General features: G+C 48.5%; 16 protein-coding genes and 1 tRNA gene. 7 read left to right on the top strand and 10 right to left on the bottom strand.

Annotation, left to right across the window (positions count from 1 at the left end):
• Positions 1-98: 98 nt before the first annotated feature.
• The gene (locus B9Y77_RS07660; RefSeq protein WP_085491091.1) at positions 99-869 is read right to left on the bottom strand and encodes a hypothetical protein; all 771 of its coding nucleotides are present in this window, start codon (positions 867-869) and stop codon (positions 99-101) included.
• Between the two features lie 156 nt (positions 870-1,025).
• Positions 1,026-1,871: a hypothetical protein gene (locus B9Y77_RS07655; protein ID WP_085491090.1), complete on the bottom strand. Its 846-nt coding sequence runs from the start codon at positions 1,869-1,871 to the stop codon at positions 1,026-1,028.
• A 187-nt stretch (positions 1,872-2,058) separates the two neighbouring features.
• Here B9Y77_RS07655 and B9Y77_RS07650 point away from each other — a divergent pair, with 187 nt between their 5' ends.
• The 3 genes from B9Y77_RS07650 (at position 2,059) to B9Y77_RS07640 (ending at position 9,806) form a co-directional block, all read left to right on the top strand.
• Positions 2,059-6,843: a T9SS type A sorting domain-containing protein gene (locus tag B9Y77_RS07650; protein WP_139829277.1), complete on the top strand. Its 4,785-nt coding sequence runs from the start codon at positions 2,059-2,061 to the stop codon at positions 6,841-6,843.
• Between the two features lie 46 nt (positions 6,844-6,889).
• Positions 6,890-8,518, top strand: coding sequence for an SLC13 family permease (locus B9Y77_RS07645; RefSeq protein WP_085491088.1), 1,629 nt, complete (start codon positions 6,890-6,892; stop codon positions 8,516-8,518).
• A 250-nt stretch (positions 8,519-8,768) separates the two neighbouring features.
• Positions 8,769-9,806 (top strand): hypothetical protein, encoded by a 1,038-nt coding sequence (locus B9Y77_RS07640; protein WP_085491087.1) that lies wholly within the window; start codon positions 8,769-8,771, stop codon positions 9,804-9,806.
• Positions 9,807-9,891: 85 nt separating this feature from the next.
• On the opposite strand, the gene B9Y77_RS07635 is transcribed toward B9Y77_RS07640, so the two are convergent.
• The 3 genes from B9Y77_RS07635 to B9Y77_RS07625 form a co-directional block, all read right to left on the bottom strand.
• Positions 9,892-9,965: transfer RNA gene (locus B9Y77_RS07635), tRNA-Val, on the bottom strand.
• Between the two features lie 99 nt (positions 9,966-10,064).
• Positions 10,065-10,625: a hypothetical protein gene (locus B9Y77_RS07630; RefSeq protein WP_085491086.1), complete on the bottom strand. Its 561-nt coding sequence runs from the start codon at positions 10,623-10,625 to the stop codon at positions 10,065-10,067.
• Positions 10,626-10,717: 92 nt separating this feature from the next.
• Positions 10,718-11,176, bottom strand: a complete 459-nt coding sequence (locus B9Y77_RS07625) for a DUF6941 family protein (RefSeq protein ID WP_085491085.1) — start codon at positions 11,174-11,176, stop codon at positions 10,718-10,720.
• Positions 11,177-11,247: 71 nt separating this feature from the next.
• Here B9Y77_RS07625 and B9Y77_RS07620 point away from each other — a divergent pair, with 71 nt between their 5' ends.
• A complete protein-coding gene (locus tag B9Y77_RS07620; protein ID WP_085491084.1) occupies positions 11,248-12,099 on the top strand; it encodes a prepilin peptidase in 852 nt (283 codons plus the stop codon).
• A gap of 65 nt (positions 12,100-12,164) precedes the next feature.
• Here the strand turns inward: B9Y77_RS07620 and B9Y77_RS07615 are convergent, their stop codons facing one another.
• A complete protein-coding gene (locus B9Y77_RS07615) occupies positions 12,165-13,463 on the bottom strand; it encodes an efflux RND transporter periplasmic adaptor subunit (RefSeq protein WP_083555476.1) in 1,299 nt (432 codons plus the stop codon).
• Positions 13,464-13,550: 87 nt separating this feature from the next.
• On the opposite strand from B9Y77_RS07615, the gene B9Y77_RS07610 reads away from it, so the two are divergent.
• The gene (locus tag B9Y77_RS07610; protein ID WP_085491083.1) at positions 13,551-14,480 is read left to right on the top strand and encodes a cation diffusion facilitator family transporter; all 930 of its coding nucleotides are present in this window, start codon (positions 13,551-13,553) and stop codon (positions 14,478-14,480) included.
• 113 nt (positions 14,481-14,593) lie between these two features.
• Complete coding sequence (locus B9Y77_RS07605; protein WP_085491082.1) at positions 14,594-15,427, top strand: aldo/keto reductase; 834 nt, start codon at positions 14,594-14,596, stop codon at positions 15,425-15,427.
• An 85-nt stretch (positions 15,428-15,512) separates the two neighbouring features.
• Here B9Y77_RS07605 and B9Y77_RS07600 read toward each other — a convergent pair whose 3' ends face one another.
• A complete protein-coding gene (locus tag B9Y77_RS07600) occupies positions 15,513-16,253 on the bottom strand; it encodes a hypothetical protein (RefSeq protein WP_085491081.1) in 741 nt (246 codons plus the stop codon).
• A gap of 253 nt (positions 16,254-16,506) precedes the next feature.
• Positions 16,507-17,448 (bottom strand): aldolase catalytic domain-containing protein, encoded by a 942-nt coding sequence (locus B9Y77_RS07595; RefSeq protein WP_014546686.1) that lies wholly within the window; start codon positions 17,446-17,448, stop codon positions 16,507-16,509.
• 436 nt (positions 17,449-17,884) lie between these two features.
• Here B9Y77_RS07595 and B9Y77_RS07590 point away from each other — a divergent pair, with 436 nt between their 5' ends.
• Positions 17,885-20,032 carry a glycoside hydrolase family 9 protein gene (locus B9Y77_RS07590; RefSeq protein ID WP_085491080.1) on the top strand — a complete coding sequence of 716 codons (2,148 nt, stop codon included), beginning with the start codon at positions 17,885-17,887 and terminating at the stop codon, positions 20,030-20,032.
• 142 nt (positions 20,033-20,174) lie between these two features.
• On the opposite strand, the gene B9Y77_RS07585 is transcribed toward B9Y77_RS07590, so the two are convergent.
• Positions 20,175-21,659, bottom strand: coding sequence for a hypothetical protein (locus B9Y77_RS07585; RefSeq protein ID WP_085491079.1), 1,485 nt, complete (start codon positions 21,657-21,659; stop codon positions 20,175-20,177).
• Between the two features lie 71 nt (positions 21,660-21,730).
• Positions 21,731-22,837, bottom strand: a complete 1,107-nt coding sequence (locus tag B9Y77_RS07580; protein ID WP_085491078.1) for a protein kinase domain-containing protein — start codon at positions 22,835-22,837, stop codon at positions 21,731-21,733.
• Positions 22,838-22,895: the final 58 nt, after the last annotated feature.

Below are 22,895 nucleotides of genomic sequence, written 5' to 3'. Positions count from 1 at the left end.
AAGGACCCAGTCAGGTCTTGTAATTGCGCGAAACATTTCTCGAAACGCAAAAGTCCCGGCATCGCCGGGACTTTTCATAGATGGATAAAGAATTTTAATTAGAAGGAGAAGTTGACAGAGCCTTCCCACGTCACGGTCATTTTCTTGTTGCCGCTCGTGTAGATGAGGTAGTCGTCATCGCCGAGACCGAATGTTACGCAAGCATCAAAGGAAAGCAACTGGTTGACCTTGAAATTTGCACCTACGTACGGGGCAACGCCGACATCGCCACTCGTTTCGGCAGATTTTTTGCCTCTTGTCTTTTCGTCATTAAGCAAAATGTCAAAGGTGATGCCGAAGTACGGGGAAACGACCTGGGAAACGTTCGGATCCAATTCCGCATTGAGGATCAAGCTCATCGGTCCTTTCTTACGGTCATCGCCTTCCGTTGTAATGGAGAGACCTGCTTCTGTGCCGAGACCCACAGCGCCAAAGTCCTTGGAGAACTGTCCACCGAAATAGAAGTTGAATCCGTCGTCAGAGATTTTGTCCTTGCCGGTCGGGAATGTAACATCGAGGAATGCGGCGAACATCGGAGCCACCTGGTAACGTACGCCGGTGGTCAAGTTTTCCATACCGGTCTTATGGTCGTTTTCGCCATCGTAGCGGCTAATCGGTCTGAACGGGAGTTTCAAGTAAAGTTCCAAGTTCTGGACCGGAACGAAACGAGCCTTTGCGCTCAGGTCGAGACCTTTCCATTTATCATGAACGATGAAGTCTGCAACAATCTTGGCGTCGCCACTCATGGCTGCCGGAACCGGGAAGTTGCTGAAGGTTGCGAAGCTGGCGGATGCGAGAAGTGCAGTGCCTACGATTACTTTTTTTAACATAGTTACTCCATAGAAAGAAAATTTCTTCGAAATATAGGTAAAAACTATGGGGTTTAAACGGACTCTGTAAATAAAAATAAACCAGTCGGAATAATCGACTGGTTTTTAAGAAATTTAGACGTTTATTTTTTTATGTCTTCAGCTTAGACCCGGTGATTAGAACTTGAATTCCATTTCCAAGGTAACGCCGAGGGCATCGCCTTCCATCACGATTTCCGGTTCGTAGCTCTTGTTTTTCAAATCCTGGCTGCGGGCGATAATTGTACCCTTGATGGAGATGTCGTCACTCAGCGGGACGCTTGCACCGACCCAGAATTTCCACTGATGAGACCAGTCGTCATGCATTTCCTTGTCTTTCTTGGTACCGTTGTTGTATTCCGATGCAAAAAGGCGGAACCAGAACTGACCGCCAACCAAGAGCGTTACAGGTGCAGAGGGGAGTGTGAAGTCGAATTCACCGCCCAGGCGGAGTTCGAGACCTCTTTCTCTGTCGTGATGCTTGAATCCCCAGAAAAGACCTGCTTCTGCACCGTAGGATGCGCCCTTGATGGATGCTATGTCTCTGTGGTGCTGTGCACCGGCGTAGATGTACATTTCGTGGTTGCTGGGAGGCGTCGTTCCGTTTCCATCGTTCTTGTCGCGACCGATGGGGAGGTTAAAGTCGAGGAAAAGGTAAAGTTCCGGATCCAAGGCGTAACGTGCGCCGATGACTAGGTCGCGGAGACCTTTACCGCCGTCTGCGTAACCGCAGTTGTTATCTTCATCGCATTCCTTTTCGCCCCAGAACTGGTAGCCAAAACTCTGGAAAGAAAGTTCAAATTGCGGAACGATATTCACGCGTGCGCCGACTTTCAGACCCATTTGGGACCAGTCTCCGTCCCAGTCGTAGTAAAGTCCCGTTTTGACAGAACCAGAATTGTTCTGAAGCAGGCCGAAATAATCCCATGTTGCAAAGCTGGATGTGACAATCGCAGCCGTGAGAAGAAGAATCTTTTTGAACATTTTAACTCCTATGAAACACCATAATGGTGACTTCAATTTAGTAAACCTATGGCACTAAAGCAATTAAATATTTGTAAGCAAATTTTCATCTCCGTGCTGACTGTCACAATTGGCGCTTTTTACTTTTATTGACGGTTGCCAAAGTAGCCTTAAAAATTATTTTTACAAGTAAAATTAGAGGGCTTGAATGGATTACTTAACTCGTCTGCTGCTTGGTCTAGGTTTGGCCATCCCGATGTCTGCTTGGGCTGGGGATAATACCCAAGATCCTGTCGCCTTAGTGACTCAATACATAAATCTTGGCTATAATGCAACAGCAAAATCGCTTTACTTGGAGCAGGCGGGCGAGGGGTGTACGGTTAATGAATCCACGGAGATGGCGGGTGCCTCTGTTATATGCCTTGCTTCTAAAAATTTGAGTGAGAGCGGCAACTCTTACGCCCAAATCCTTAATCAGATGCTGTCTAGCGTTTGGGCTACTACTCAGAACGAGTCTAAAAATAAGTATACCAACTTGACCCTAGCCTCTGACTTGAATTTTGGGGAAACGTATAGTCATAACGAAGACGATGATACGGAGTCCTGCTCGACGGAACATACTCCTATCAAGTTCGGCGGAAAAGTTTTCGATGGAAACGGTCATACCATAAAGAACCTTTGCTATATCCAAAGGAAAGATGGTGATAGTTATATAGGCCTTTTTGGAAAAATTGGATACGACATCCCTCCGATTGGAGCCAATGGACTTGATATTTTTGTCAAGAACCTGACGATATCGGGTGTGAATTTTGTGGTCGGGAAAAAGTGGTATAGCGCAACTGGTGAAACTTTAGAGGCTGACCCTTCAACTAACGGAGTCGACTATTATCCGATGGGGGCCCTTGCGGGGCAGATTTCTTATACGAACGTCGATAATATCACTCTTGATAAAGTTGTTATCCGTTCTCCGTTTGCTGGTGGGCTTGCAGGGCTTATCCGGAATTCCAAAGTTTCCCAGATTTATTCGGACAAAACTACTGCAGCAACTTCTCTCATCGCTTTGTCTAACAGCGTCCAGCTTGTTGAAACTCCTAATGTTGTGGACCTTACGAATTTTATCGGCGCAAGTATCGGTGAAACCTCCACAGATGGGTATATGGCGGTCATGGGCGGTATTGCCGCTATTTCCAAGTTTACCACTTACGAAAATATCGAGATCAATGTTGATATAAATAACTCCGCTAGCGTTGATAAGTCCGTTTTAGGCGGTGTTGCGGGCATGTATGTCTATGCGCAGTCTGGCAGTGATAATAACAAGCCGTATTTAAATCAGGACATCAAGGTGTCTGTGCCGAGTGGTAAAAAAGTGACAGGCGGAACCTCTATTGGTGGTGTGTTTGGTGAAACAAAGAAAGATGGCTCAAATAATCAGACAAAATCTGATTTGTTAATCAGCAATGTAAATGTGAAAAGATTAGAAGCTGCCGGAACTGGAGCTGTAGGCGACGAAACTGTAAATATCTATTGGGGTGGGGTTATCGGAAAGAGTAATCTTTGTAACGGCAGTGTCCTGAAAATTGTAAATGCAACCGCAAGTGTTGTGTTGGTTGATCTTAATGCAAAGGCAGGAACCTACAATTATTTTGTTGGAGGTATTGCTGGGTATGCCGGTTGCGATAATACCACTAATGTGGGCAATGGGGATGATTTGTTCTTGACTCTCAAAAATTCCAATACAAGTGGAAACATAAAAATCTGGGGTAAATCATTTTCAGAGCAGTTGATTTCGGCCTCTATTGGTGGTCTTGTTGGAACGGCCATGCTTGCTACCGAAGAAAACGCAATTGCGGGTAATACATCGTCGATTAGAATAAACTATGATATTGATAGCCAGAATTCTACGGCAACTAAAGTGACGGGTACGGTTTCTATAGGAGGTGCTTTTGGCGCCGCTAGTATGTACAATACTTCTGGTGTTGTCTTGAAATTGTCAGGGTTAAATTACAATGGCTCTTTAGCTGTAAAGGATTATGGGATTAACACTTATGTTGGTGGCATTGTTGGTATGTTCCCTCTGATTGATAATTCTGGGAATTCTCAAATAGCATTCAATGATGTTCGTGTGAAGCCGAGTGGAAACATAACGACTCTTTTGCAATATACTTATATGAATGCGGGATTCGCTTCCACAGCTTATATTGGTGGCGTTTGCGGCAATTGTAAGTCTGTTACCGAGTTGAGTGTTGTATCTGTTGAAGGCGATATTAAAGAAAAGCAGGTTGCTGCCGCAAATAAGGCTTTCTATGTTGGTGGTCTTGTCGGTCGTTCTTCTATTGGAGCCCCGATTATCGTTAAAAATACCTACTCGAATGGCTCTTTGACCAAAGAATTTCCCTCGAATTCTGATATAGGTTACTTGTTTGGTGTTCTTTATGGCAATACCGGTAGGGCTTCTCAATTTATCTCTAACTATCACTATAGCGAAGAACCTGAAAAAATACCTGCCATTTCTATTGGGGATGGTAAAAAATATACGGTGCCGACTTATCAAGGAAGTACCGCAAAAAATAATGTCCGAAACTGCACGGCTAATGAAACTCAGTCTGTGGATCAAACAGGAAACGGCTGCATGCTTTCTGCAAATATGAAATCGGCTGAATTTGCGGATGCATTGAACCAAGTGTTGGATGACGAATCGGATCAAGTTTGGATGTATGATGAAAATGCTGCTGATGCGGCTCCGTTGCCGACGTTGAAACCGGTTTTTGCTCCAAATCTTAAGACCCATAGCGTTAAATTCGTAGATGGCGATGATGTCATCAAGGAATACGAAGTTGTTCATGGCTGGCCTTCTCCAGTCCCTAATCCTCCGACGGTAAATTCTGTGGGCTGTTCTTTTGACAAGTGGAATTCTACGGATTACCTCAGTGTGGATAGGGATCTGACGATTAAAGCACTTTACGAGGAGTGCGCTGAAAGCAGCTCTAGTGTGGAAATGAGTTCTAGCAGCGGTGTGGAAGAGTCTTCTTCTTCGATTTTTGTGGAATCTAGTAGTTCTGAGGAAGAGTCTTCGTCAAGCGAAATGTATTTGTCTTCTAGCGATTTTGTTGAATCCAGCAGTTCTTTTGCAGAGTCTAGTTCTAGCGGTACATCGTCTAGCTCTTCTGTGAATTCTAGTTCGAGTGTCGACATTTCTTCGAGTTCTTCAAGTGTTGGCAACGGGGACTATTCTTCAAGCTCCAGCGCTGGGAATATCGAATTTTCGTCTAGTTCTTCGAGCGCGGGTAACAGCTATGAATACAGCAGCTCTAGCCGCGCCCAGTCGAGCAGTTCTTCTGTAAAGTCCAGTTCTAGCAGAGCCTCTCACAAGACGTATCTGCTCGAAATTGCCGAGCCGACTGCAACGCAGGACGGCAATGCGCTCCGCATGGAATTCGACAACAAGCTTGCAAGTACGTCCGAAAAGGTGGATTACCATATCAAGGTTGTTTCCGATGTGGGAGTCTACCTCGATACCGTTGTCGATGCAAAATCTGTTGAAAGTGTCAAGAATGGATTGTGGCGCCTTGACCCGGCGCCTGTCGGGGAATACACGGTAACCTTTACGCTTACGGACGGCGATGATTCTATCAGCTATGATAAAAAGTTCATCACGGAAAAACAAAAGACGTATACGCCGCGTGCTTGGCAGACCCTTTCTCTGAATGCGTTCTGCTACAACAAGGGCGATGGATGCTTGTCTGATCTCGAAACTCGTTTTGGCCTTACGCAAAGCGACAGGGCAAAAGAAGAATGCAAATACATGCAGGATGAAGTCAAGCGTGGCATGAATGACGCTCAGTTCTACCAAAGAATGAAGAATGTTTGTGCTCAGGCGAGTGGCTCAGGTGCTGTGACTTCTGTTTACTGGTGGGACGAATCGAATCCGGTGGGCGAATTCTGGCAGTATCGCAAGTTTAGCGTGAAGGACAAGTTCGATTCTACTCGCGGTTACTGGTATGGTCCTGTTAATCATGAACCATTTGCGATGAGCTTGCAGACTCCCAATATGAATGATGCAATCGAATGGCATCTCGAGAATAAGTATTCCGGTTGGAATCTCGTGGCAAATCCCTATGGCTGGTATGTGAAACTCCCTAAGGATGAAAATATCAACTTCTGCCAGTGGGATCCGGATTCAAGCGGATATGTGGAACCTGATGTACTTGGACCGTATGAAGCCCTTTGGGTGCATACGGAAAAATCTATGACGTATCGCATTCCGCTGAAGGCGGCGATTGTTCTCGAAGACGAGAAAAAGTCCTTGAACAAGAGTGCAGAGTCTGAAAACTGGAATCTCCGCGTTGTGCTGTCTGATAATAACGGTAAGCGGGATTCCTGGAACGAAATTGCGGTAGGTCGTACGGCAAAAACCTTGGGTGAACCGCCGGCAGGCATGGGTGACCGTGTGAACCTCTCCATTGTCGAGGGCAAAAAGCGCCTTGCCAAGAGCGTGAAAAAGAACGCAGACGACCTCGAATGGGATCTTGAAGTGAGTGCAACGACTTCCCGTGATGGCAAGTTGAGCTTTGAAGGGCTCGAAAGCGTCTGGGAGAAGGGCATGCGAGTCTATGCGACGGTCGATAATGAAACGGTCGAAGTCGTAAAGGATAGCCCGGTGGATGTCAAACTCTCGTCGAATGCAAAAAATGTCTCTGTTCGAGTGACCAAGAGTGCAGTAGTTGCTAACGTCGCGAAGAATCTCCTCAAGGGGCTCCGCGTGAACCAGGCTCCGAACGTCTTGAATGTTGGTTTCGATGCCGCCTCCAAGCTTGCTGGTGCCAATGTGAAGGTCTCTGTTGTGGGTATTGATGGCCGAGTAGTTGCAACGAACAGGGCTGTCGCTCGCGAAGGCTCAAACGCCATTTCCATGAAAAAGCCTAAGCAGGGTGTTTACTTTGTGAAGGTCAAGGTCGGAAGCCTTAGTGCCGTCACCCGCGTTATGGTCCGATAAATCAGTCTAGCCGAACGCAAGTTTAATTACTAAATTTGCGCTCGTTATGACAAAAGCAAAACTCATCAAACTCATTATTGCATCGGTGCTCGCCATCGCTGCCCTCTTCGTCCCGTACGAAGCCCTCGGCTTCGTTGGTGACCACGCGTTGAACACTCTCGAAATTCGCGTCATCGCAATCTTTGTGATGGCTGCCCTTTTCTGGATCCTCCAACCGTTCCCAATCTGGTCTACGTCCATGTTCGTCATCGTGTTGATGATCCTTACGCTTTCGAACTCGGCTCTTATCCCGTTCCGCGTGGAAGGTGTTGAACCGCTCAAGTTCAAGGACATCATGGCAACGTTTGCCAACCCGATCATCATGCTCTTCTTGGGTGGCTTCTTCCTTGCTTCTGCCGCTTGCAAGTACAACATGGACAAGAACCTTGCCCGCGTGCTCCTCAAGCCGTTTGGTAAGGATCCGAAGTGGGTGCTCCTTGGCCTCATGATTATTACCGCAGTGTTCTCCATGTTCATGAGCAACACCGCTACTGCTGCTATGATGCTTGCTATCTTGGGCCCGGTGCTCAAGCTCTTTGATGAAAACGACCGCGGTAAAGCTGCTTTTGCCCTTGCCATCCCGCTCGGTGCTAACATCGGTGGTATGGGTACTCCGATCGGTACGCCTCCTAACGCCATCGCTCTTGGTGCTCTCCAGTCCAGCGGCTTCAACATCTCGTTTGGCCAGTGGATGGAATTCGGTGTTCCGTATGTGATTGTTATGATGATTCTTGCATGGTTCTTGCTCCTCAAGCTCTATCCGATCAAGATGAAGGAAATGAACCTCGATATCGAAGGTGCCGAAGGTTTTGACAAGAGTCCGCGCGCTATCATCGTTTACATTACCTTTGCTGTGTGCGTACTTTTGTGGGTGACCGGTAAGAATGTTCATGGCCTCAACGACAACGTGATTGCTATGATCCCGATGGCTGTGTTTGCTTTGACGGGCGTGATTACTAAGAAGGACCTCAACGAAATGAGCTGGGACGTTCTTTGGCTCGTAGCTGGTGGCTTTGCTCTTGGTCTCGGTTTGCAACAGACAGGTCTTGCCAAGGACCTCATCAACGCTATTCCGTTCAATACCTGGTCTCCGGTTGTTCTTATGGTCGGTTGCGGCTTCATCTGCCTCTTCATGGCAAACTTCATGAGCCACACCTCTACGGCTAGCTTGCTCGTCCCGATCTTCATCGTCGTGGCTGTGAGCTGCAAGGACAACCTCGCTCCGCTCGGTGGCGTGACCTCCTTGATGGTTGCTGTTGCATTCGCAAGCTCCCTCGGTATGTGCCTCCCGATTTCTACGCCTCCTAACGCACTTGCCCACGCTACGGGTTACACGGATACGCGTGGCATGGCTATCACGGGTATCGTGATGGGTATCGGCGGTCTCGTGCTCTCCTGGATCATGATGTTCGGTCTTTCTAAGGTGAACTTCTTCGAAGATCCGGCTGAAGCTGCCGCTGCTCCGACTGCCGCTGTTGCCGCTCCGGCTCCTGCCGCACCTGTTTATGCAAAACCTGCCGAAGTTGCTGCTCCGGCGGAAACGATTGCTGAACCGGCTGCTGATAGCGCCGCTGTCGCCATCCCGGCTGACTCTGCTGCTAAGGTTGTTGTTACGGACTCCGCTGCTGCTAAGTAATTTTTACGATAAGCGGCGCATGACTGCGTTCTCGGACTCTCGCTGTACGACTTGTACAGCTTCGGTCCTGCGGCCTTGTCCTGCTTGCTTCTCCTAAAAATTGAAGTTAATATGCTCGGGTAACCCCCGGGCTTTTTTTGTACCCACTTTATAATCCTGAGGGTGGGGGCAATATAGCCCAAATGGGTTATTGCAATGTAATGCGGTTGTATGTAAATTATTATACAACTTAAACAAAAGGAAATGTAAAATGGCAACAAAATTGAAAAAAGCTGGAAAAATTTCTGTGAACGACCTGCTCCCGGGCGATATTTTGGCGTTTAAGGGCGACATCAATGATGATATTAGTAAACTTATCATGAAATTTACAGGTTCTGATGTGTCGCATGGCGCAATCTTTGTTCAGAATCTGGATAACGTCCTTGCTGAAGCCGGTAGCGAGGGTATTCATGCACGCCGAATGAAAGACAATGCGGATGCTCGTGAAGCTTATGTAATGCGCCATAATAAGGCAGGTAAAAATGGCGTTGAACCTGTTGTGCCGATTGCCAAGGATTATGTGCTTCAGGATCTTCCGTATCCGTATTCGGACTTGATTCTTTTGGGCTTGATTCTTATTTTCAAGCATAAGGTGACTAGACCGCTTATGTCTCGAGTTGTTGTTGAATTCCTGTGCTTGGTTGCCGCAGAACTCAAAAAGATCATCGAAGACAAGAATACCCCGGGCAAGCATACGATGGTGTGCTCTTCTTATGTTTACCAATGCTATCTGGATGCTTCCAAGAAGAATCCGGCTCTCAAGCTGAAAATCAAGGACGGTGACGTTGGCTTTAAGGAACACGCCCTTTTAGGCCGCAAGTCAAAATTCTTCACTCTCTTCGATATGTATGCCGATTACGTGGCATCGCATGAAGAAGAATGCAAGAAGAATTTCAAGGCTAAAAAGCTCCAGACTGCGACAAAGCTCCGCTCCCAAAAGGAAATCCTGGCTGATTTGGAAAAGCTTCTTTTGAAGAAGAGTGCCGATAAGGTTCCTGCAATGAATGCAGATGAGTTTTCCGTTGTCTTGGACATCGTCAATGCCATTAAGGATGTTATCCAAGCCTTGGTGACGTTCTTGAAGGGCGACCGAGTTTCGTTCTCGGAAATGATGAAAATTGCAAGAGAACAACAGTCCATGTTTATAACGCCGAATGATTTGGTCAATAACGTAACGAACGCTAAATGTGTTGGTATGCTGACTGCTGAACGTTACGGCGATAAGTACGACGACAACTGGAAAGAATAAGATTTGGCCCGCATCCGACGGGCTTTTTCTTTGCAGCGAAATTCTATGCAAAAAAAATCCTCGCTTTTCAGCGAGGATTTTTCAGTGGTCGATACAGAACTCGAATCTGTGACCTCTACCATGTCAAGGTAGCGCTCTAACCAACTGAGCTAATCGACCATTAAGGTAGCCCAATATTAGAAAATGATTGAGCGCTTGTCAAGGGTGGTTGGCGATAAAATTCAAAAAAAAATTTATTTATCACCCCAAAAGTTTTTTTTAACGATCGTCCTCGGCAATCCAGTAGTGCAGACGACCTTTAAATAGTATTGGAGGGAGTGTGTCATTGCATTTTCCCGACCTGCAGTCCTCAAAATGTAGGTTGATGAACGCCGTCCATTTTGTATCGTCTTTTTGGTCGATGGTAACGTAGTTGCTGTCGCCTTTGATGAGCGCTTTGGGGGAACCTTCGACTTGAATCCAGGTGTAGCCTGCAACGATGTTATTTTTGCTAAGCTTGGGCTCATTGACCATGATGCTTAATCGATTGTTGCGTTCACTGCGACCTGTCGGGATTTGAACCAGTAGGTAGTGGTGGCGGTTGCGTATGAATGGGATTTCGACATCGTTTCGGTCGAGTTCCTGCGTGATTTCTTCGCCGTCATTGATGCTATACTTGATGAATCCGCCGCCTTTGACTTCCCAACTGTCGTTGATGCCGCTACAGGCGGTAAGGCTTGCGGCAATTCCTGCAATCCCGACGAATCTTGCTGCGAGTTGTGCCGACCTTGCATGGCTTGTAATCTTTGCGCAATAACGTGTCAAAAAGGCTAACTTCATGTTTTTAAAATAGAAAAAACGCCGGGCTTAGATACCCGGCGCTCTCTAGTCTTTGGGCTAGTAGCCCGCTGTAGCGGGCGTTCTCTCGTCTACTATGCTCGACCGTCAACGCCGTTTTCTTCGGCCTGAGGCGGCTGCTTCTGCTGGGCGAGACGCGGGTCTTCGAGCACGTACAGCGGGAGTGCGGCAAGTTCTTCGTTGTCGGCGACGAGGCGCACAATGTACTTGTCCGGGCGCACGAACTGCAAACGCTGCATGTTCAAAATCATGTTGACGGCGGCTGTATCAAAGCCCTGTGCAACCGGCTGGAGTTCAATTTCGGACTGCATCGGCGGAACAATCGGGTGTCCAACAACGTCTTCGATAGAAAGGCTCAACTGGTGCGTGCCTGCTTCTGCGCGCTGGTAGCGCAAGCGGAAAGCGGCGGAGCACTGCGGAATCACAAGCGGAAACTTTGCGAAAATGCGGTCAAAGGCACCAAGAAGGTTCATGCGGCCGCCCACATCGTTAGCGGTGGCGGCGTCACAAATAGCAGCAATTTCAATATTCATTTAGGGGTCTCCCAGTATTTGATAAATGTTTAACTAAATTATAATTATATTCCGAAAAAGACGAGGATTTTATGCAAGAAATTCCACTTTGGTACTGGTTAATTGTGTTTTTTGGTCTCGGCGCCTGTGTCGGGAGCTTCTATAACGTCATTGTTTACCGTATGCCGCGTGGAATTTCCTTGATTAATCCGCCTTCGCACTGCCCGCTTTGCAAAAAGAGGATCCCTATCCGCTACAATTTGCCTATTGTGGGCTGGCTTTGGCTGCGTGGCAAGAGCGCTTGCTGCAAACAGCCGATTAGCGTGATTTACCCGATTGGCGAAAGCCTTTGCGGTTTGCTCGGGGCGCTTGCGCTTTATGCGGCGGCTGGCTTCGGGACGGACTTTTCGCGACCGGTCTTGTCGCCTGAAGTTTGGGCGGATGCTGCTGCGATGTTCTGGCTTTTGCTTGGTGCTTACCCCGTTTGTGCCGTTGATTGCAAGTACAAGCTGATTCCCGATTCCATCTCGGTCGGCGGGATTGTCGCAGGTCTTTTGATTTCGCTTGTGCCGGGTGGCGTGACGCCTCTCCAGAGCTTGATTGGGGCTGTTGTTGCGGGCGGCGGGCTTTATCTGCTCGGCTGGATTGCCACTAAGGTGCTCAAGAAAGACGCAATGGGTTTTGGCGATGTCAAACTTTTGGCTGGCTATGGGGCTCTTATGGGGCTCACTGGCGCTGTCGAAACACTTTTGGTAGCCGCTTTGCTTGGCATTGTGATTATGGTCCCGTATGGGATGCTTGCTGCGAAAAAGGCTGCACAAAACAAAAATAGCGAGGATGCCGGGCAAATTCCTTTCGGACCGTTCCTCGCCATTGCAGCCCCTGTTATTTATCTCTGGGGGTCAGCTCTAGTGGATGCTTATTTTAAATATGTTCTAGAGTAGGTGTCATCCTGAGTCCCGGAACGGAGTCCGGGATAAACTCCGCGCGAGCGGAGTCGAAGGATCTACTACTTTTTCTTTTTCCCGGGTCTCTGCGGCATGAAGGGACTTTTGGCGTTTGGTTCGCTTGAACCCTTTGCCGAAACCGTTTCTTGACTTGTGACCACGGAATCTCCGACGCTCAGGCCCTTGAGAATCTGGACGTTCACGCCATCGCTAAGACCAATCTTCACGCGACGCGGAGCTGCCTTGCCGTTGATGTTAATCCATACGTGGTCGCCTTCAAGCTTGGGCTTCTTGTGTTTTTTCTTGGCGCCTGTGCTTGGAGCACCACCCGGTCCCATGCCAGGAGGCGGGGGTGGGAAGTTGTCGCCAGCTTCGGCGGTCTTCGGACGTTCCGGGCGCGGCATGTCTTTCGGATCCATCATCGGTGTTCCTGCGGCAGGCGTAAACTTGAGCGCCTTGACCGGAATCGTAATAGCGTCCGTAATTTCTTGAGTGACAATTGTGCAGGTGGCGGTCATGCCCGGCAATAGCTTCTGTTCTGGATTCTCGGCGGTAATCACGACGGTGTAAGTCACCACATTGCTCGTGGTCGTCGGGTTTAGGCGGACTTCTTGCACGGTGCCATGGAACGTGTCGTTCTGGAAGGCGTCAACCGTAAACGTCACGCGTTGGCCTTGTTTAACTTGTCCGATGTCCGCTTCGTCTACTGCCGCCATGACTTTCATCTGGCTCAAATCCTTTGCGATGACGAACAATGTCGGCGTGCTCATGGAGGCTGCAACGGTTTGGCCGACATCCACCGCTCGTTTCAGCACAACGCCGTCAATCGGGCTCTTGATGGTGGCGTAGCTCAAATTCAGTTTTGCCTGGGCGACTTCGTTCTTGCGCTGTTCCACGGCGAGCTTTGCTGCGTTTAGGTTGTACTCAGCCTGTTCCAGTTCGACCGCACTTGCGCTCTTGCTTTCGGCGAGCTTCTTGACGCGGTCGTATGTGCTTTGTTTGTAATTCAAGTCGTTTTCGGCGCTCTTGTAAGAGATTGTCGTCTGCTTTAAAGTCGACTGCAACTTGGATTTGTCAAGTTCGGCAATGACTTGGCCTTTCTTGACCTTGGAATTGAAATCAACGTTAATCTTGGCGATATCGCCAGAAACCTGCGTACCGACTTCCACCTGGTCCACCGGCTCTAACGAACCCGTTGCCGAAATTGTAGTCTTGATGGTGTCTGTCACCACCTTGGTACTGATGAGGGCTCCAGCCTGGCTTGTGGCATCTCCGTTAAAGAAGAATGACTTGACGCCGAGGGCAACCCCTGCCAAAACGGCGATAGCGATGATGATTTTCAAGATTTTTTTCATAAGCATTAGAAAAATAGTAACATTGTTTTTTTATTACAGCAATTTTGATGATTTGGGAGCACGTAAGGTTGCAAATTTTCTAGCTTAAAGGTCATGACTCGCGTACGCAAAAAAGACGATAGTTCAGAAGTCCGCAAAGTGACTTGGGTGGGGCTTGGCTGGAACGCCGCGCTCTCCGTGGCCAAGTTTGTTGTTGGCGTGGTGGGGAACTCCCAGGCGCTCGTTGCAGATGCTATCCACAGTGCGTCTGATTTTGTGACTGATGTCGCCGTGATTGTTGGCAGTCATTTTTGGAACTCGCCACCGGATGCCGAGCACCCTTACGGACACCGCCGATTTGAAACGCTCATTACGATTGGTATTGGGCTTGCCGTTGCCGCCGTGGGTATTGGCATTGGGTATAAGGCGGTCCTTGCGCTTTTGGCGGGTGAAGCTTCGCACCCGGAAACGTCCGTTGCCGTGATGGCGCTTGCCTCCATTATCGTAAAAGAGATCCTTTTCCGCTACACGCGAAATGCGGGGCGTAAAATCCGCAGTCAGGTGCTCGAGGCGAACGCTTGGCACCACCGTAGCGACTCTTTTAGCTCGATTCCCGTGCTTGTGGCGGTCGTTTTCGCCATTTTGCTCCCGCAGCTTTGGTTTGCGGATTCTGTCGGTGCGTTGGTTGTTGCGTTTTTCATTATGCATTCGGCGATTGAAATTGCGGCTCCGGGGCTTCGCCAGCTCGTGGACCGCGGTGCGGATCCGGATGTTCTTGGAAAATTGCGCAATTTGGCGCTTTCGCACCCGAAGGTCATCAGTTTGCATGGGCTCCGTTCCCGCTACGTCGGGAGTGACCTGCATGTGGACGTGCATATCGTGGTCGATGACCAAATGACACTGAAAGATGCCCATGATGTTGCCGAAGAGGTCGAACAGTTGCTCATCGATTCGAACGAAAATGTCGTCGATGCCCTCGTGCACATAGACCCCTACAACGCCAATCGCGCCGCCCAGGGCGAAATTAAAACAATCGAGAAGTAGCCTCTTTTCACACCAGTAAATATTCCAATGTGGTATTAGGACTTTGGCGATTCTGCCTCGCTGGAATCGTGTTTCTAGTTATATTAATTTGGTACAAGTAGCGAGGTTTGATTATGGTACTCGACGAATTTTACAAGTTGAATAATGGGCAGCGAATCCCGAAAATTGCATTGGGCACATGGCAAACCCCAAATGACGTGGCTGCAACTGCGGTCGCTACCGCTATAGATGCGGGCTATCGCCATATTGATACCGCAATCGCCTACGAAAATGAGGCGGGAGTCGGTGCTGGGCTCAAGGCGGCGCTAAAATCGACTGGAATTCACCGTGAAAGCATTTTTATCACGACGAAAATCCCTGCCGAAGTCAAGAATTATGCTGATACGGTACGCTGTATCCAGGAATCGATGGATCGCTTGGATGCATGCCATATCGACATGATGCTCATTCATGCTCCGCGTCCGTGGGCCGAAATGGGCGTCCCTAACGGAAACCATTATTACCGTGAAAATGTGGATGTCTGGAATGCGCTAGAAGAAGCTTACGAAGCGGGTAAAATCCGTGCAATTGGTGTTTCGAATTTTGAAATTGACGACCTGAATAATTTGCTGGCGGAAGCTCGCGTGGTGCCTGCGGTAAACCAGATTCGCGTTCACATCGGTCATGTGCCGACGGAACTGATTGACTTCTGCGAACAGGTCGGAATCTTGGTGGAAGCGTATTCGCCGAATGCGACGGGTCGCCTCTTGAAAGTGCCGGAAGTCTGTGCGATGGCGGAAAAGTATCACGTCTCGGTGCCGCAACTTGCAAGCCGTTTTGTGTTACAGCTCGGGCTTTTGCCGCTCCCGAAATCTGTACACGAAGAGCGCATCCGTCAGAACGCTAAGCTTGATTTCGAAATCAATTCGAACGACATGGCTGCGCTGCTAGAACTCGATGGACTATAAAAACGAATCCCGCTCCTTATGGAACGGGACTTTTTTTTGAAATGTCATGCCGGACTCCGATCCGGCATCGCCTTTTTTTATTGCTTTATCTCACATTAACTTTCTTGTAGTTGCGCCCGACCTTAACGACGTATGAACCCGTTGTTGGTACTTTTACGCGGGTTTCGTTGTTTTTTAATAGTCCTGCGGAAACAACTTGACCCTTCATATCTGTAATTGTGTATTTAGAGTCTGTCGTTTTATCTGTGGTAATTGTAATTTCGGAAGCGCTTGTTCTTGTGGCGTTGAATGTATCTTTGGTGTTGGCGGCTTTGTCCAATCTCAAAGTCCCTTCATCGCCTTGCAATGCGTTTTGTGGAGGGACGGGTTCTGTAACTGCTACACTGATTGCTTTTTGAACGTTCTCTATTTTAACAACAAGATAATAGGTTCCAGAAGGTATGGTTTGTTTTAAATGGTCTGTGTTTACTATGGGATCCCATGATTTGGATACGTTGATGCCTCCGTCAAATTGAATGGGATTGGCTGCAAAATCTTCGTTACTTACGATTATTTGGGTCGGATCTTCTCCATTGACGTCTTTGGTAAATGTGTAGGAAATACCGTAGTCTTTGAGGTCTTCTCCGCATACTTGTTGTTCAGATGTTTCGTAATTGTCGGATGATTTTACGTAGCATACTGTAAAATGCTTGTTTCCGTTTTCGACGTAGTCCGTGCGTCCTTCGTTTTTGTAATTACTTGAGATCCGAATGCCCACAGTTTCTGCCCATGCAGATGAAATACCTAGGGCTACGATGGATGCAGTTATGGCTTTGACAAGTTTCATTTGTTTCCTCCTTATGTGAAAAATGAACTTTTTTGTTCGTTTGTAAAAATAAAGTTTTCTAAATGAAGTAATTATGATAAATTTCTTTCTTTTTTAAGTTGTAGGAGATTTTGACGTATTATAGGTGTATTGTGGTAGATAAACTAAAAAAAATCCCGCTCCTTACGGAGCGGGACCTTTTTGTTGAAATGTCGTGCCGGACTTTATGTCATCCCGGACTTGTTCCGGGACGGCATCGCCAATGTATTTTACTTTAGTCGTTGATCATGTGTTCGTAGAACTTACGGTACATGTCCTTTTCTTCGGTCTTGCGGACGGCAATAGCGTCTTGCGGATGGCGGTTGAGCATACCCGTAATCATCTGCGGGATGATGTAACCCCATTCGTACTTGCTCTGCAACGGCAAGAAGAGTTCCTGGATGGCGTCGAGAACCGGGCGGAGGTCGTACTTCGGATTCTTGAGGAAGCCGAGGAGGAGTTCCGTGGTGCAGTTGCCTGCGCCGCGGCCCATGCCGGATACGGAACCGTCAAGGTAGTCGACGTGGTTGATGATAGCCTGGATCGTGTTGGAGAAGGCGAGCTGCTGGTTGTTGTGACCGTGGAAGCCGAACTTCTTGTTCTTCACGATGCCCTTGTAGCGGGCGAGTTCCTTGTCGATGTCTTCCTGGTAGAAGGCGCCGAAGCTATCGACGAGGTAAAGCACGTCGGCCTTGCATTCTTCGTTGACCTGGTGGAGGGCTTCGTCAAGTTCCGGACCGCGGTCGCGGCTCACAGCCATGATGTTGAGCGTCGTTTCATAGCCCATGTCGTGGAAGGCGTTCACCATGCTGATGCCCTTGTCAATGTTCTTGACGTAGCTTGCCACGCGGAACATCTGGTACGGGCTTTCGGAAGCGGGCTTCACGGCATCCATGTTGACGCGGCCCACGTCAGCCATCACGGCCATCTTCATCTTGGAATCGATGCCGTCCTTGACCTTCCAAAGCAAATCGTCGTCGCAGAACTTCCACGGACCGTATTCCTTCGGGTCGAAGAGTTCCGGGGAGTTCTTGTAACCCATTTCCATGTAGTCTACGCCGGCTGCAGTGAGAAGGGTGTACAATCTACGCACGAATTCAAGAGAAAAATCGTGCTTGTTGACGAGGCCGCCATCGCGGATCGTGCAGTCGAGAACTTTAATTGTTTCGTAGTACATGGTTAGATCTTTGGTTTTAGGTTTAAAGTTACTTGTGACGTCATTCAGAGCGATGAAATCGCGAAGAATCCAGTCGTTTTTTTATTACGTTGCAAACATAGGTTTTGAAATTTGAATGGTCAATAAAATTTTTGAATGAAATGAAAAATATTTAATATTTAACGTAAAATTTGCGTTGAAATGACTGGGTAAGGCTTGTTTGCTTTAGTTTTGAGGACTTTAAACCTTCGAAAGATGTCTCCGTTTGGACTCGGTTGCCGTAAAGCCCTTATAATAAATTGCTGTTTCGAGTTACTTTGAATGGCTTGCCGTTTAAGCTTTAACTGGTTGATTTTATAATTTACGCTAAATATGCGTTGAAAATAACGGTGTTTCCCTATCTCGTATGAGGTTTATTTTACTTTTTTCCAAAGCCTCGTGTATCTATATTTAGCGCATGCATATATATAAGCTTTCCCCGATTTTCTCTGCCGCGGTTCTTTTGAACGCGGGCGCAGCTTCTGCGGATACCAAGTTTTATTATAACCAGGTCGGTTACGATGTCGGTCAGCCGATTTCTGTGATTGTCAAGAGCGATAATCTTGCTGATGGAGCAGAATTTAGCGTGATGTCGGGTGGTTCGGCGGTCAAGACGGGTAAACTTTCGGCGGGTTCGAATCCGGATAACTGGCTGAACAACGGCAAGTTTTATGTGGCGGACTTGAGTGGCCTTACGGCTGGCAAGTACACGCTCCAGGTTTCCGAGAATGGCCAAGCGCAGAATTCGGGCGAATTTACGGTGGGCGAAAACGCTTTGGCGTCAAACACGCTTGCGACAGTGCTCAATTACTTCTATGATGATCGTGCGGACAAGGCTCCTGTTGTCGATTGGGACAAGAGCATGGGCGTGTATAAGTCCGATAAAAAGCTCGATGTGCATGGCGGCTGGTACGATGCCAGTGGCGACGTGAGTAAATACTTGAGCCATCTTTCTTATGCCAATTATTTGAACCCGCAGCAGATTCCGCTAACAGTCTGGTCGCTTGCTTTTGCTTCGGAACGCATCCCGAAGTTGCTTGGTTCGACATTGACAAAGGCGAAAACGGCTGATGAAGCGGCGTACGGTGCGGACTTCTTGGTGCGTATGCTTGATGAACAGGGCTTCTTCTATATGACCGTGTTCGATAACTGGGGCTCGCCTCTGGGCAAACGTGAAATTTGCGCGTTCTCCGGTTCCGATGGCATCAAGAGTACGGATTACCAGACGGCGTTCCGCGAAGGCGGTGGCATGGCGATAGCGGCTCTCGCAAGTGCTGCAAGGCTGAAGCTGAAGGGCGATTTTACGAGCGAACAGTATTTGGCTGCGGCAGAAAAGGCTTACAAGCATTTGTCCGAAAAACAGAGCATTGGCGGCGACTGCGCTTACTGCGATGACCACAAGGAAAATATCATCGACGATTACACGGCGCTTTTGGCGGCAACGGAACTTTATGCGGCGACCAAGACGCAGGCGTATTTGACGGATGCACGCAAGCGTGCGCTGCATCTTGAAGGACGCTTGAGCGAAGATGGCTATTTCTGGAGTGATGATGCGAAAAAGCGTCCGTTCTGGCATGCAAGTGATGCCGGCCTTCCGCTGATTGCACTTGTTCGCTATGCTGAAATTGAAGCTACTACTGAGGAATCTGTTGATGAGGTTGTTGACGGAAGTCCAGTTTGGGTTTGTCCGCTTTGTATGGGGTGTAGCTGCAACAATCAGCTCTTGTTTGGCGCCCGACAGACCATCGAAAATCATTCTAAATGGCTAATTTCTGTTACGAACAAGGTGGATAACCCGTTCGGTTATGCTCGCCAGACTTACAAGACTCAGGACAAGATAAAGGATGGCTTCTTTATCCCGCACGATAATGAAAGTAATTATTGGTGGCAGGGTGAAGATGCCCGCATTGCAAGCCTTGCAGCTGCATCAATGTTTGCGGCTCGTGCTTTGAACGAAAGTGTTGCCGATAGTGTACAGAAATATGCAACTGATCAGCTCGACTGGATTTTAGGCAAGAACCCGTATGCAACTTGCATGATGTATGGCAAGGGATCTAAGAATCCGCAAAAATACGATGGCCAGTCTGATTATGATGCAACGCTTGAAGGCGGTATTGCAAATGGCATTACCGGCAAGAATCAGGATGGTTCGGGTATTGCCTGGACGGACGATGGTGTTGCTGCCGTGGGCTTTGATTCTATGAAGGAATCTTGGCAGGTGTGGCGCTGGGATGAACAATGGCTTCCGCATAGCACATGGTATTTGATGGCTGTTGTGGAACGTTATGATGAAGTTTCGAAGAAGGTGGAACCGCCGCGTTCTGCATTGCCGAATGCTGTCGCAACGGCGAAGTTTGGCGTGTCGCTTGTTGGCAAGATGCTTTCGCTGAATTTGCCGCGCACGGCTGTGGGCCGCGCTGTCAAGATTCTGAATGTGCAGGGCAATGTGCAAATGCAAAAGACCGCCCAAAGCATGAACGAATCGCTCAACGTAAACACGCTCAAGAGCGGACTCTACCTTGTGCAAGTCCAAGGCCTCTCCGCCAAGAAGTTTGTTGTAAAGTAAGAACGCTTTGACGTCATCCTGAGTCAAGTGTGCGTTTCGTCATCCTGAGTCCGTAAGGACGAAGGATCCAGTTAATTCTTGGTGAAGCAACTGATAATGTAACTGGATTCTTCGCTACGCTCAGAATGACGGAGAGTCCAAACTAATTAGAGACTTTAAACTGTTTGGGGGCGGCGTAGGCCATTTGAACTAGGATGTCCTTGCCGGTTTCCATAAGCTTCTTGGATTGTTCGGCGAGCGTGTCGCTGTCGTTTTCCTTGATGACCTTGCCTAAGTGCTCCATGGCCGCATTCACATCGGACTTTGTCTGGATGCGAAGCTCGCCAATGTCAAAGTGTGCGCGGCGGATTATGGTTGCATCTGTTTCTTTTGCAAGTCCCTTCTCGAGCAACGTAATTGCGGCCTCTGGGATTTTCTTTTGCTTTGCTATGGCTCCCCATTCAATCCATTGCGTGCTCGGAATTTCGGCGTAGCAACCTGCAATTCTATTTACCGCGTCCTTCACGTCTTGGAACTTGACCGGTTCTTCTTGCAGAAGCGCCGTCAGCCCGTATTGCAGTAGGCGGGCCGCATTCTCGTTTTCACCATTGTTTGCCGCTTCAAGCCCCTTGCTGATCATCTTACGGGTGCGTTCGCTAGGTGATTCCGTTTCTTCGGGCCTTTGCTCGGTAACAACTTGCTTGGTGCTTCCTTCAGCGCGGTGCGGCATGTAGTAGCCCGCTAGTCCGCCCAAAGCAAAGAAGAGCGGCGATTCCACGGCAACCGCGTTGAAAATCCCCGGATTCAAGAACCAGTCAATAGCCATGCTCCCTGCAAGCGCAAGTTGCGAAATTTTGCTGACGTAAGACGGAATGGCGTCTTTCTCTTTGTCGAATACGTTAGCTCCAAGCAAAAAGCAAACCATCAGGCTTACGCCCATGTAACGCTGTGTGGCGAACTGCCCAAAGAACGATGTGTCTACGAGTAAATCGACAAAGAAACCGCTAATAATTGCGATTACTACCGCGTAAATGTAAACAAAGATTGCGTGCCAACGCTTCTCAAGCTGCATCAGCGCAAACATGAAAAATATGACGAAGAAAATAAAGGACCATGTGCTTGGGAACAGCAAACTGCAAGTGAGCCAACTTTCGGTATTGCCTCGGCTAGGCTGGTATGCCCAACGGTAACGGATGAATTTGTCCGTATAATTGTAAATCCATTTTTTGAGTTCCGCCTCATATTGCTTGTCGGTCGGGTAGTTGCCATGCTCCTTGGCGTACTGTTCCTTGCCGCCCTGATTTTCCCACCAATTGAGGAATTCTCCCTTCATTTCCTCGATGCGGTCTTCGATAATTGGCGTTGGGTTCTCGACTTGGTAACGTTCCTTGTAGAGCTCGAACTCTTGCGCCTTGATAGTGTCGTTTGGCGTGAGGCCCACGTTCTTGAATTCTTGGGCGCGTTCCTCGTTCCACCATTTGTCAAATGATTGATGGATGTCTTTTTCTTGACGGATTTTTTGAATGGTCGGGTTGAGGGTTGTCTGGAAATTGAAAACCCCGAGGGCCGCGATCGCTATAAGCGTCACGTAATGATGGAATTTGAAAAACCGGAACGGTTTTAGGAGGATGCTCAATATTTTCTTCATACTAATGAATATAAACAAATCATTAGTGAAGTGTAATTGGGCTAGGGGGCGAAATGTAGTCTAAAAGCGTGTTAGAACGTGCGCTTTCCGTACTCATTCAGCTGGTTCCACAGAAAATCGGTATTTACGTCCCGGAATCCCTGGGCATTTACCTCTTCGCGGAGCTTGTGGGCGAGGGCGAACAGGTTCGGGCTCTTTTTCATGCGTTCGTTGGCGTCAAACGTGGTCAGTGCATCGATCCAATCGTGAATTTCCGGGAAACGTTCATCGTTAAACACGTTTTCGCGACCGTTCTCGATGTATTCCATGTAGCGCTTGGTTATTAGGCGCCCTTCTTCGGTGTAGATTTCCTTCGCCTTGGGGTAGAGCTTTACGCCGGTAAGGTATTCGTGCATCACGGCACCGAAACTAAAGTAGTCCACGGCGTACGTGATGTTTTCGCTAGACTGGGCGAGTTCCGGTGCGCTGTAGCTAGGCGAAAAGACTCCGCCGCCTTCGGTAACGGATTCGCGCATCTTGGCTTGGGCGTAACCAAAGTCGCAAATCAAAATCTTATGGTTGTTCTTGTGCGCCGGATTCTGGCAAAGGAGCAAGTTCTTGGGCTTGATGTCCTTATGCACAATTTGGTAGTAATGGAGCTGGCTGATGGTGTTTGCAAGGTAGGCGATTTGTGCCACGCGCTGCAAAAGTTCTTCGTCAGTGAGCTTTGGCTTGATGACTCTATCGAGCGAGCAACCTTTGATAAACTCTAGCTTGAGGTAGGGGTGGCGACCCGCGATGCCTCCGCCAAAAGTCTGCACCACGCCTTCGATGTTTGTGGCGCGGATTAGGTTGTTGATGCGGATTTCGTCTTGGAACGCACTCAAGAGCATGTTCAAACGGTGCAGGCGGTTCTTGCCTGGGGGAGCCCAGTACTTGCAGATTTTCACGACGATTTCTTTTTCGTCGTAGCGCTTTTCATCGCGCGGGTGTTCAATCCAGAGCTTGGCGCGGTAGAGCTGGTTTGTGCCTACGAGCGAAAGCGGCTCGATAAGCTCGATGCGTTCTGCATTGCCGTTGTGCTTAAAGTCAGGATTGTGGTCGAACCACCGCTGGTATTCTTCCATGGTGTAGTTCGGACGGAGCGCCAAATTGCGCGAGACCCTGTCCATCGTTTCTGCCAAATTGTTCCAGAACATGAAAAAAAATTAGCAAAAAAGATGACCCCGGCACGGAGGCCGGGGTGACAGGGGCGAC

The sequence above is a fragment of the Fibrobacter sp. UWB13 genome, assembly GCF_900177805.1.
Classification (GTDB): Bacteria; Fibrobacterota; Fibrobacteria; order Fibrobacterales; family Fibrobacteraceae; genus Fibrobacter.
Note: the sequence above shows the minus strand (reverse complement) of the source record. Positions and strands in the feature narration are given on the sequence as shown.